Origin of the sequence: Clostridium puniceum, assembly GCF_002006345.1 — a bacterium.
Lineage (GTDB): Bacteria > Bacillota > Clostridia > Clostridiales > Clostridiaceae > Clostridium > Clostridium puniceum.
The window spans coordinates 1-13,298 of the sequence record NZ_LZZM01000223.1 but is presented as its reverse complement, the minus strand read 5'-3'; the positions used below and the strand labels follow the sequence as shown (position 1 = coordinate 13,298).

Below are 13,298 nucleotides of genomic sequence, written 5' to 3'. Positions count from 1 at the left end.
TTTATTGTTTTGGTGATTTCATCCCACCTTGGCCTCTTCCTCCACCCATGCGGTTTGTAACAGTGACTCCATCTTGAGTCACTTCACTTACAGTTCCTGATATTGTAAAGCTTCCAATTTCTTTTCCTTTTGTATATACTCCATCTGTATATATGCCACTGTTAACTGTTCCTGTTGAACTACCATTTAAATATACTTTATATGTTTCCCCAGATTTAAATTTAGGCGATGATACAACAACTGAAGAATATTGTTTTGATGGTGCAAAAGTAATAATTTCTTCTCCACTTTCGCTTTCAATTCTAATCAAAGTGTTTGCTGATTGTGAAGCTAAAGTTATCTTCACAGAATTTTGAGTTGATTCTTTGCTTGGTGCTTGTGCCATTCCTGAACTGCCTGCTGCAATAAGATTTCCACCTGTTATGTTAAAACTTCCATCATAATCTAATGAAGCATTCCCATCATTTGTAGGTCCATTTACAATAGCAGTTCCACCTTTCATAGATATTAAACCATTTGAGTCAATTCCATCTCCATTAGAATTTATTGTAATATGTCCACCATTAATATTTATTATTCCATTGCCAGAAGAGCTTCCACCTGGTGTTATTGCTCCTTGTGGATCACTTTGTGCTTGATTTCCTGTCATTTCTTGTGAATTTCCAGAAGCGTTACGCCCATCCATCTGTGGCGGAGCTCCTTTACCCATGTTTTCATCTATACCTGATGAATCATTGCCACCAGAAGCATTAATTCCATCGTCACTTGATAAAACCATAATTTCTCCATCATTAATCGTTATAGTTTCACTTTCAATACCTTCGTAAGATTTCTTAACATCTATGCTTCCATTATTTATTGTTAATGTAGAATCCGAATGTAATCCATCATCACCAGAAGATAAATTAAAAGTTCCTGCATTAATCACTAAATTATTATTTGAATGTATAGCATCGTCACAAGCATCTATATTAAAAGTTCCACCCTCTGTTATTATATTAATACCAGCTTTTATAGCTTTTGTACTAATGGACTCTTCTTCAGCAGTATTTTCACTAGTTTCCAACTGTTTTTCCATACCAGGACCACCACTCTCTCCTTTCTTAGCACTAGCATTTTCGCTTCCTCCGCCTGTATTAATTATTATATCTCCTTCTTTTACAAAAGCATTTGTTTCTGCCTGAATACCATCTTTTCCAGAAGTTATATTGATTTTTCCACCTTCAATTAGTACATATCCTTTTTCTGAATCCTCATCATTATTTGACTTAATTCCATCCTCACCTGAATTAATTATTATATTTCCATTAGTTATAACAACCGAATCCTTTCCTCTAAGACCATCAGCTTTAGCATTCACAATAATATTGCCTGATTCTATTTTTAAATCATCCTTACTTGTAATACCATTATTATATTTCGCATCAATAACCAGCGAACCATTTCCAATGAAAATAAGATCTGATTTACTAAAAATTGCTGCATTAGGTTCATCAGTAGAGCTATCTTCAAATATATAATTTTCTCCATCTTTTATAGAGTTTTCTGTGTTATCAGCTAATGAAACAATTGTTTTCTTAGAATTTTTAACGTAAATAGGTGCATTGTTAGAACAAGTAATATTCACTCCATCTAAAATAATATAAACTTTATCATCATCCCCAGCATTTACTATTATTTGTCCTTCTGTTAAAGTACCTTTTATACTATAAGTACCTGCTGAAGTAATAGTTATCTTTTTGTTATCTACAGTTGCACCATCACCTTTTATACTTATATTTTCACCTAATTCAATAAATGTATCAGCTTCTCCTACACTTTCAGTTTTACCAGAAGATATATTAATATTTGAAAGTATTTTTGCATCTGAAGTATCTTCTGTTTGAGTTGTTACCGTATTAATAGCCGAAACACTACTTTGCTTTGTGCATCCAAACATACTTACACTTAAAGATAACGCTACTAATATAGTTATAAGCTTTTTATTCATAAATTATTTCCTCCTATATATTACAGTTAAATTAATTTTTATTTAAATATTGTTGATAAATATACCTTAACACTGCAACCTTAATGTTAGCTTAACTGTTAATATATCATGAGAAAAACTAATAAATATACTCATAAATCCTATAACTAATATAATCAATTGTTACATTACCCATTCACCATCTTTAAATATTTCAATTCTTTCTCCTGTTGCAGTTTCACCTATTATTTCAAGTTCTGCTGAACCTACCATGAAATCAACATGAGTTAGTGAGTCATTCGCACCTTTTTCTATTAATTCTTCTTTTGTCATGTTATCACTACCTTTTAAACAACTTGGATACGCTTCACCAAAAGCAAAATGGCAAGATGCATTTTCATCAAATAATGTATTATAAAATATCAGACCTGAATTTGATATAGGTGAATTATAACCAACTAAAGCAACTTCACCTAAATATCGTGCACCTTCATCAATATCCAAAAGTCCTCTTAATATTTCTGTCCCCTTTTCTGCTGTAAAATCAACTATTTTTCCATCTTTAATAATCAATTTAAAGTTATCTATTATATTTCCTCCATAAATTAGAGGCTTCTTACTAGTAATATAACCATTTACCCCATCTCTCTTTGGAAGAGTAAATACTTCTTCTGTTGGCATATTAGCTACAAACTTAATTCCATCTTTAGTATGTTCTTCACCACTTAACCAAATATGATCTTCTGGAAGCTCTACAATTAAATCAGTTCCTTCTGATTTATAATAAAGATACTTAAAATTCATTTCATTTAGATAATCTTTTCGTACCTTTAGGTTTGCCAAATGTTCACTCCAAGCCGAAACTGGTGATTCTTTATCTACTCTTACTATACTAAATATTGAATTCCAAAGTTTTTCTAATGCCTCACCCTCAGAGACATTAGAGAATACCTTTTTCGCCCATGCTTTTGTAGGTATTGAAACAACACACCATTGAACTTCATTGCTCATTAATGCATTGCTAAAGTTTTTTAAGGCCTTATTTGTTGTCTTAGATAAAGTAGAGATCTTATTCGAATCTACTCCACTTAATAGTTCTGGGTCTCTTGCAGATATGCTTATAAATGCAGTCTTTTCTTTCACCAGTTCTTCTCTCGATAATGCAAGATGCTTTGGTTTTTTTTCAAAACTTTCCTTTGGAGCCTTATTATATTTTATTAATTCAAGATTTTCATCATGGTAATCGATTATTACATTTATGGCTCCTGCTTCATATGCTTTTTCCGCTATAATTCTAGCAAAACTTGCGCACTCTAATGGTGTCATTATAAACAATTGTTGTTTTTCTTGTAAATTTATTCCAATCTTAACCACAAGCTCTGCATATTTTTTTAAATTTTCTGTATTCATTTTATTCGCTCCCATCTTTTCATGTTATTTATACCATAATTATACCACATTTCTAGTTATACTCCTTGAGCTAAATACAATCACTTATAAACTCCACCAAGTCTTATTAATTCTTCATGAGTACCTTATTCTGCTATTCCTTTTCCTTTTGCTGAATAAAAAGCTATAAAAACCAATATGAAAAGGCCTGATCCAGAACTTATTTCTAATATGCCTGTATCTGTTAAATCATTTTTAAGTAAAATTAAATTAGGATAGTTTGCTAGTAAAATTAAATTTATTTTATTAATAATTCGATTAGTATTAACAAAAAAATACTTCATGGTTCAATAGAAAAACCACGAAGTATTTTTTTAATTATGATTAAGATATATTCGAAAATTAATCTTAAATCATGAACATTATCACAAATAAAATTGAAATAATAATCTATCCTATTTTAATACGAACATCAGAATAAAGAAAGCTGAAATAACATACATTGACACTGGAACTTCTTTTGATTTTCCTGTAAATAATTTTATCAACACATAAGATATAAATCCAAATGCCAAACCATCTGTAATTGAATATGTTAAAAGTGTTAATATTAATGTAAGAAATACAGGTAATCCTTCAGTGAAATCTGCAAAATCTATCTTTGTTATTGGTTCCATCATTAATAATCCTAAAACAATTAAAACTGGTGCTGTTGCAAAACCTGGTATAATTGTTAAAATTGGTGAAAAGAATAATGATAAGAAGAATAATCCAGCTATTGTTACACCAGCTAAACCTGTTCTTCCACCTTCCGCAATCCCAGATGCTGATTCAACGAACGCAACAGGTGTAGATGTTCCTAAACATGCACCGATTGTTGAACCAATAGCATCAGCTGTTAAAACTTTATCTGCATTAACAACATTACCTTTCTCATCTAAATAACCAGCTTTTGAAGCTAAACCAATTAAAGTACCAATACTATCAAATATATCTATAAATAACATAGTAATTATAGCAGGAACTATTCCTATTACCATTGCACTCTTAAAATCAAATTGCATAAATACTGGCGCAACCGATGGAGGCATAGACACTATTCCACTAGGTAACTGTGCAACTCCAAATATTATACCAAGTATATACACAACAAACATTCCAATAACAAAGGAACCTTTCACTTGTTTCTGATATAGTATTGCTATTAATACTACTCCAACAAGAGCTAATAAAACTGGTATACTTTTTACATCTCCAAGACCAACTAATGTTGCTGGATTAGGTACAATTATCTTCGCACCTTGCAAACCTATAAAAGCTATAAAAAATCCGATACCGATACTAATTGCATGCTTTAAGCTTTGTGGAACACTGTCAATAATTGCCTGTCTAACTTTAAATAAATTAAGTGCTAAAAATATAAGTCCTTCAATAAACGAAGCCGCTAAAGCTGTTTGCCATGAAAATCCCATTGTTAAGCAAATTGTATATGTAAAAAGAGCATTTAAACCCATACCTGGTGCCATACCAAATGGATAATTTGCAACAAATGACATAATTAACGTACCAATACAAGAAGCCAATGCTGTTGCTGTAAATACAGCTGATTTATCCATACCTGATTGACTTAAAATATCAGGATTTACCACCAATATGTATGCCATAGTAAAAAAAGTAGTTATACCTGCTAGGATTTCTGTCTTAACATTTGTTTTGTTCTTTGATAAATGAAATATTTTTTCTAACATACTATTCTCCGTTTCGTTTACCGATTTTTTTAATGAATTGTCCACTTTAAAATTCCTCCTATTTTTATGAGTTACGTATTATACACTCGACTCAGAAATAATATTTTTTGCTAGCTGCTTATGCTAACATTAATAAAAGAATATAACCAGAATTTCATAGACACTCAGTAAAATATAGAACCCCTTTGACATTACAAAGGGGTTTATAAATAATCACGAATATCTATAAACACCCATAGTCAGACAATTTACGGTAGTCCGGTAGAAACACTTAGACCTTATTTCTAAGCATATACAGGTATAATTTCCATTATTTACATAACAACATATATGTATTAAATTCTTAATTCATATTATTTTTAATTTTAACAAAAATATGAATATCATAAATTACATATGTGATATATAACTCTTTTTTACATATTTAATGCTACAATAAAATTCATTATAAATCAAGACCATTTTTCTTATTTTATGAATTTTTTTATTTATTATCAATGTAACGTTCGTCTTTTGCGCAAATTTACTATTTTCACAATATCTTCTGCTATTATTTTTAAATTTTTATTTAATTTGCATTATTGTATTTAAATTTATGCTACTGCTACCTTTAAAATACACAACAAATTGCATAACTATTTAATTTTAAAATCAAATGCTATGTTTCTTCTATATTTTTTAGTATAACTAACTTCTAATATATCTCTAAATATCCGAACTTTTTCCATAAATGAAATTAGTATAGTAGACAGAATATTATTTATAAAAAACATTATAAAATATAAAATTATATTATTTATTATTGAGAACTGAATTATATAAGTATTTATATCTATTATTATCCAAATTGGTATTAATCCTAAGACAAAAAAAATAATCAATTTTACTATTGATAATTGAATTGATTTTTGAGGGCATATATTAATACATCTTTGGCAACTTTCGCACTTCCAATTCCAAGTTGGTCTTCCATTATAAATATTTATCGCTTTTGCCGGACAAATATCTTTACATTTTCTACAATTAATACAAGACTTATCAGCTATAAAAGTTTTTCCTAAAATTTTTCTGGCCACTTTACTAAATAAAATAAAAACAATCCAACATAATATTAAACTTATACCATTTCTTTTCTTAAAGTTAGCTTCGGTATTAATTATTTTTTCTGTTATTGCTATCACTTTAAAATCAGCTTCTTTAAATACCTTTTCTTCTACTTTCTTGTCTTGAGGATTTAAAACTTGAGTCCAATTATAAGTATACATCACCATATCAGTAAAAAATACTTTAAATCCTTTTTTATTTAACAAATATTTGAAATGGCTCAAAGATTGCCCCTCAAACCCACCAGAAGTGCATATAATTGCTGCATTGGCTTGTATCGTTGTCTTCATATTTAAAATATATTTAAGCATAATTGAAGGCGTTCCAAATCCATAAACTGGGAAACAAAATATATGAAATTCATAATCCTTTAAATTTAGATAATTCTCACTATCCCCCTCAACATTTAACAACTCCACTGAATATCCTTTGTTTTTTAAATCTCGCTCTATTACTTTAACCATATGATGTGTATTTCCTGTTCCTGAAAAATAATGAATAAGATATCTCCTCATAAATAATCCTCTCTTTTTTACTTAATAACTTTTCATTAAAAGCTTATCTTTTACTCTATTATACTTTAATATATAAGATAACAGTAGCATTAATATAAAAAACAAGTCGATATGATTTTAATATCCATCATATCGACTTGTTTTTTTATAATTTTTTCAAAATTATTTTATATCTTCTTTTACTTTGCTTTCAGCTTTGTCACTCTTAGTTTCATTTGCTATATTTGTTTTAGGTAATTCTGCTAACGGAAGATTGTATTTTGATCTAATTTGATTTTCTATATCCAATGCTACTTCTGGATTTTCCTTTAAATATATCTTAGCATTTTCCCTTCCTTGACCCAATCTTATATCACCATAAGAAAACCAAGCTCCACTTTTTTGGACGATATCTTCCTTTACTCCAACATCTACTATGTTACCAGTTCTTGAAATACCTTCATTATACATGATATCAAATTCTGCTTGCTTAAATGGTGGTGCAACTTTATTTTTAGTAACTTTTATTCTTGTTCTGTTACCAATAATAGCATCACCTTGTTTTATAGAATCTATCCTTCTAATATCCATTCTTACAGATGCATAGAACTTTAATGCTCTTCCTCCAGTTGTTGTCTCTGGTGAACCAAACATAACCCCAATTTTTTCTCTTAATTGGTTAATGAATATTGCGACACAATTAGTCTTATTTATTGATCCTGCAAGTTTTCTTAATGCTTGTGACATAAGTCTCGCTTGAAGACCCATATGTGAATCTCCCATTTCGCCTTCAATTTCAGCCTTAGGAACTAATGCTGCAACAGAGTCTACTACTAAAACATCAATTGCACCTGAACGAACTAAAGCTTCTGCAATTTCAAGACCTTGTTCTCCTGTATCAGGTTGAGATATTATTAAGCTATCTACATCAACCCCAAGTTTTCGAGCATAACTAGGATCTAAAGCATGTTCAGCATCTATATATCCTACAGCTCCACCTTTTTTTTGCGCTTCTGCAGCTACATGAAGCGCAATTGTAGTTTTCCCCGAACTTTCTGGTCCATAAATTTCAATAATTCTACCCTTAGGTAATCCGCCAATTCCAAGAGCTATATCTAAATCTAAACATCCAGTTGACACTGCTTCCATATTTGAAACATTATGATCGCCTAATATCATTACTGATCCTTTTCCAAATTGCTTTTCTATATGACTCATGGCACTTTCAATTGCTTTTAATTTTTCCGAATCTATATTTCCCATAATACTAAACTCCTCCTCATCGAACTTACGTTCTCTTTTTATTATAAATTAATTCTAAACTATAGTCAATAATTAATTCTAAGAAAAATCCCTTCTTTAATTTATTTAAAGAAGGAATCTTTTTATTTATATCCATTTTTTTTAATTCTTAAACATAAATTTTATTTATATAAACATTCTAATTAGAATCCTACATTTTAATTAGTGTATATTTTAAAATTTCTATCTATAATTTATTTTCTATTTATCAATTGAAACAGCTTCTTTATTCTTTTTAAAGTAGTCATATCCTGATATTAGTGTTACAATAACTGCAATCATAAGCATTGCAGTTGGTGCTATTTTGAAAAACTCTTTTACATAATGATTATCTATTACAAAAATTTTTAATAATCTAGCATCATGTATATTTACTTTTAATAATAATAAAATTATTGCTATTATTTGTATAACAGTTTTAATTTTCCCCCACCAACTAGCAGCTATAACTCTTCCTTGTGCTGCCGCTATTGACCTTAATCCAGAAACAGCAAATTCTCGTGCAAGTATAACTACAGCTGCCCATCCTGGCACTACCTGTAATTCAACTAAAGAAATTAAAGCTGCAGTAACTAATAATTTATCTGCTAAGGGATCCATAAATTTCCCGAAATTAGTTATTTGATTTCTACTTCTAGCAACATATCCGTCTAATTTATCAGTTAGTGATGCCAAAATAAATATAAATGTAGCTATAAAACTCCCATAAGGTATTCCCTTAACAGCTATAAACACCAAAAAAACAGGAACTAAAAATATTCTAACTAAGGTTAACTTATTTGCAAGATTCATAATCGACAACTCCCACTAAATCATAATCCATATTCTCAACTATTTTTACCTTTATAAATTGACCATTTTTTATACTTTTTGATGATTTAAATAATACATTTGCATCTATTTCAGGAGCCATTTCATAGCTTCTTCCATAATAATGCTCTCCATTATGTCCTTCAACAAGAATATCATATAACCTTCCTATTTTCAATTTATTTATCTCTTCTGAAACATCTTTTTGTATCGTCATTAATTCTTCTGCTCTTTTGCTTTTAATATGGTCTCCGATTTGTCCATCCATTTTTGCAGCTGGAGTATCTTCTTCCTGAGAATATGGGAATACCCCTACTTTATCAAGCTTATATTCTTGTAGGAAATCAATAATTTCATTAAAGTCTTCTTTTGTTTCTTGTGGAAACCCAACTATAAACGTAGTTCTTAAAACAATATTTGAAATTTTCTCTCTTAATTTTTTTATTTTATTTATTATATCTTCTTTGCTAGTTTTTCTTCCCATAAGCTTAAGAATTTTATCACTTATATGTTGAATTGGCAAATCTAAGTATTTTACAACTTTATTATTATTTGCAATTTCATCAATAAGTTCATCATATATTTCTTCTGGATAACAATAAAGTACTCTAATCCACTTAATTCCCCCAATTTTAGCCAACTCTTTTATTAATAAGTGAAGACTTTTCTTTTCATATATATCACTGCCATACAAAGTAGTATCTTGAGCTATAAGTATTATTTCCTTAACTCCATTTTCACTTAAATCTTTCGCCTCATTTATGATATTTTCCATTTTCCTACTTCTAAACTTCCCTCTTATTTTAGGAATTATACAATATGTACAAAAATTGTTACATCCCTCTGCAATTCTAATATATGCACTTTCTTTTTGGGTTGTAAGTATTCTCTTTCCTTCATTAATATTTTCATCAGAATAATTTAAAAGTTCGAGTGCTTTTTTATTTCCTTCTATAAAATCTGTTATAAATTCATTTATTTTATTATAGTCATTAACCCCAAGCATTATATCTATCTCAGGTATTAAATTTCCTAGTTCTTCTCCATATCTTTGAGTAAGGCATCCTGTCGCTATGAGAAGCTTACATTTATAATTAATTTTATAATTTGCCATTTCTAAAATTGTATCAATAGATTCTTGTTTTGCACTTTCTATAAATCCACATGTATTTACTATAATTATATCGGCTATTTTAGGATCACTTGTTATCTCATACTCATTACTCATCTTTCCTAGTATTATTTCTGAATCAACTCTGTTTTTATCACAACCTAAACTAACCATTCCGACTTTATACTTATTTGAAGTATTATTTAATTTTTCTATTTTTATTTCGTTCAAGTCTTATATCCTCCTGTGTTCTAATAGTCTTTATTATACAAATTAAAACTATATTTTACAAGCTAATGCTTAGTTATATGCATTGCTATATAGCACTGAAAATCCTTTAATTCTCCCATTTTAATATTTATGAAAGAAAAAGTTAACACAAAATTAATTTTATTATTAATGATTTATTTCAAATAGTAGGACATGTTCTAATAAACAAACTACATATAATTATTTGCTTTATTTAATTTTAATGTGATAAGTTAATTACAAATCATATACTAAAAAGTTTAAATTCCCATATATTTAAATTTATTTATTCATCATTATTTTCATCTAAAAGCTGCTGCCTTGTAATAAGTATTTGTCTTGGTCTACTTCCATCCTTCTCTGAGATTATACCTCTTTCCTGTAATTGATCCATAATTCTAGAGGCTCTGTTAAATCCTATTCTAAATTTTCTTTGAATAAATGAAGTTGAAGCCTGACCATACTCTACTACTACGTTTATTACCTCATTAAGCAATTCATCTACGTCATCATTGTTTTCACTTAATTCTGTGGATTTTGAGTCTGCTGCATTATTAATGTGATCAATTATATCTTCTTCATAATTAATATCGCCTTGTTCACTCTTAATAAATGAAATTACTTGTTCTACTTCTTCTTCCGATATAAAACAACCTTGAACTCTTTGTGGTTTACTTTCTCCTACAGGATAATATAACATATCCCCTTTTCCAAGAAGCTTTTCTGCACCTGAACCATCTAAAATAGTTCTAGAGTCAATTTGAGATGATACTGCAAAAGAAATTCTAGAAGGTATATTAGCTTTAATTACTCCTGTTATTACATCTACCGATGGTCTTTGAGTTGCTATAACTAAATGCATACCAGCTGCTCTTGCCATTTGAGCTAATCTTCCTATATAATCTTCCACGTCATTTGGGCATACCATCATAAGGTCAGCAAGCTCATCTACAATTATAACTATATAAGGAAGCTTTGCTTCAATAACTCCTTTATTAAATAATTCATTATAAGATTCCATATTTCTAACTCCACACTCTGCAAAAAGCTTATATCTATTGGTCATTTCATTTACAGCCCAATTTAAAGCTGCTGCTGCTTTTTTAGGATCTGTAACTACAGGAATTAAAAGATGAGGTATTCCATTATAAACATTTAACTCAACAACCTTAGGATCCACCATAAGGAGCTTAACTTCATCTGGATTATATTTATATAACAAGCTTATTATAAGTGAATTTATACACACACTTTTACCTGAACCTGTTGCCCCTGCAATTAATGTATGAGGCATTTTACTTAAATCTCCCACAACACACTTACCTGAAATATCTTTTCCTAATGCAAATGCTAATTTTTTCTTAGAATTAATAAATTCATCATTTTCTAATACTTCTCTTAAAAATACTGGCGTTTGTTTCCCATTTGGTACTTCTATCCCAACAGCTGCCTTCCCTGGAATTGGTGCCTCTATTCTTATTCCTGATGCTGCAAGTCCCAGCGCTATATCATCTGATAAATTTACTATTTTACTAACTTTTACCCCTGGACTTGGTTGAAGCTCAAATCTTGTTACAGAAGGCCCCTTAGTTACTTGAGTCACTTTTGCATCAACTCCAAAGTTAGATAATATCTCCTCAAGTTTGTTTGCATTTTCTATTAATTCTTTTTTATCTGTGCTATTTAATTTTGTATTAGCATTTAATTTTAATAATTCTAAGTTCGGATGCTTATACTCTTTTAATTCTTTATGTTCTGATATTTGCTCTTGTATTTCTTTACTAACTACATTTTTAACTTCATTATCTAAGCTTTCTTTTTTACGCGTATGGTTTTGCACCGTTTTATCTAAAAAATTATCTATTTGAATATCTGATGAAATTTCAGCTTTTACCTGTGGTATAGCTTCTTCATCTTCACTTGATTCCTTCATAAAATCTAAAATTTTTATTTTTTTGTTTACTCCAGATAAAAAGGCTTCTTTTTCATTTTGAGTTACTCTCTCACTTTCATCCTTTTCTACTATGTTTATAAAGTTTTCCCGCTCTCTTTTTTCTTGATTTTGTTCTCTTTCTCTTATCCTTTTACTTCTATTATTCCTCATTTTTTCACCTTTATTATAGGCCTTTAGTCCTAGATCATATAGTGTAATATCAAAAATTAAAATAATAGCTATTATTGAAAAAGCAAGAAGTATAATATATGTTCCTAAAGCACCTACAGCTTTGTATAGTGGATAACATATAAAATACGCCAGTATTCCTCCATGCATAGTTTTGGTATTATCGCTAATTATTATCTTAATATTTTCAAAAAAATCACTTTGAATATCTAGGCTTTGGATATTTATAGTTCCAAAAGTTAACATAATAACAATTACTAATATACTAATACCAACAAAATTTTTATTAAACTTAATATTTCCTCTTGTTTTTATATACTGAAAACCAAAATATATTAAATAAATAGGTAATGCATTTGCTCCCACTCCAATTAGTGCATATGATATACTTTGAGCTAAAGATGATAATATTCCAGCTAAAGATGAATATATTGCTATTCCAAGTATTATACCGGTTGCAATATATACTATCCCTACTATATCAGGATTTATTGTATTTTCATTTTTTTTATCTTTTGCAGTGCTACTCTTACTTTTAGACCTACCCAACTTAAATCACCTCGTTTTTATTCACTTTCTCTTTTACTCAAAAGTTTTATAAATATTTTTACTTTGACAATACTACTATTTTACAACAATATGTCTAATTTTAAAACTCAAATATTTTTTAATTTTTCTGTAATGATTAAATTATCATCTCTACTTTATTATATTTTATTAAATTCATATAAATAGAATCTCATAAAGCATGATAAATTTTATTAGTTTTTTCAACTTGAAAATTTTATGAAATTCTAATTCAAAAAATGTGCTATATCAGTATTAAAAACTAATATAGCACATTAACTAAATTATCTATTCTTGTATATAAGTTCTAATTAAGAAAGTTCATAATTTAGTTGGTTGTCTTATCCAATCACTCTAATATAGAAATTAAATCTTAATGAACAAAATTTTTTAGAACATATATATTAGTAAATTATATTTTCTTAGGTAAAGA

At 28.9% G+C, this 13,298-nt stretch carries 9 protein-coding genes and 1 riboswitch; all 9 genes read right to left on the bottom strand.

Annotation, left to right across the window (positions count from 1 at the left end; all coding sequences use genetic code 11):
• Position 1: 1 nt before the first annotated feature.
• The 9 genes from CLPUN_RS23415 to CLPUN_RS23375 all read right to left on the bottom strand — a co-directional run bounded on the left by CLPUN_RS23415 (position 2) and on the right by CLPUN_RS23375 (position 12,847).
• A complete protein-coding gene (locus CLPUN_RS23415; protein ID WP_077849620.1) occupies positions 2–1,990 on the bottom strand; it encodes a carbohydrate-binding domain-containing protein in 1,989 nt (662 codons plus the stop codon).
• Between the two features lie 162 nt (positions 1,991–2,152).
• Positions 2,153–3,379 carry an aminopeptidase gene (locus tag CLPUN_RS23410; protein ID WP_077849619.1) on the bottom strand — a complete coding sequence of 409 codons (1,227 nt, stop codon included), beginning with the start codon at positions 3,377–3,379 and terminating at the stop codon, positions 2,153–2,155.
• A gap of 125 nt (positions 3,380–3,504) precedes the next feature.
• Positions 3,505–3,702 carry a hypothetical protein gene (locus tag CLPUN_RS23405; protein ID WP_077849618.1) on the bottom strand — a complete coding sequence of 66 codons (198 nt, stop codon included), beginning with the start codon at positions 3,700–3,702 and terminating at the stop codon, positions 3,505–3,507.
• A 111-nt stretch (positions 3,703–3,813) separates the two neighbouring features.
• Complete coding sequence (locus CLPUN_RS23400) at positions 3,814–5,106, bottom strand: NCS2 family permease (protein WP_077849715.1); 1,293 nt, start codon at positions 5,104–5,106, stop codon at positions 3,814–3,816.
• Positions 5,107–5,322: 216 nt separating this feature from the next.
• Positions 5,323–5,424: riboswitch (purine riboswitch) on the bottom strand.
• A 317-nt stretch (positions 5,425–5,741) separates the two neighbouring features.
• On the bottom strand, positions 5,742–6,725 hold the full coding sequence (locus tag CLPUN_RS23395; protein ID WP_077849617.1) for an EFR1 family ferrodoxin: 984 nt from the start codon (positions 6,723–6,725) through the stop codon (positions 5,742–5,744).
• Positions 6,726–6,887: 162 nt separating this feature from the next.
• Complete coding sequence (gene recA, locus CLPUN_RS23390; RefSeq protein WP_077849616.1) at positions 6,888–7,967, bottom strand: recombinase RecA; 1,080 nt, start codon at positions 7,965–7,967, stop codon at positions 6,888–6,890.
• Positions 7,968–8,207: 240 nt separating this feature from the next.
• Positions 8,208–8,798, bottom strand: coding sequence for a CDP-diacylglycerol--glycerol-3-phosphate 3-phosphatidyltransferase (gene pgsA, locus CLPUN_RS23385; RefSeq protein WP_077849615.1), 591 nt, complete (start codon positions 8,796–8,798; stop codon positions 8,208–8,210).
• Entirely contained in the window at positions 8,782–10,101 is a 1,320-nt protein-coding gene (gene rimO, locus CLPUN_RS23380; RefSeq protein WP_143329122.1) for a 30S ribosomal protein S12 methylthiotransferase RimO, read from the bottom strand. The genes pgsA and rimO overlap by 17 nt, the downstream gene beginning before the upstream one ends.
• Before the next feature lie 361 nt (positions 10,102–10,462).
• A complete protein-coding gene (locus tag CLPUN_RS23375; RefSeq protein ID WP_077849613.1) occupies positions 10,463–12,847 on the bottom strand; it encodes an FtsK/SpoIIIE family DNA translocase in 2,385 nt (794 codons plus the stop codon).
• Between the last annotated feature and the right edge of the window lie 451 nt (positions 12,848–13,298).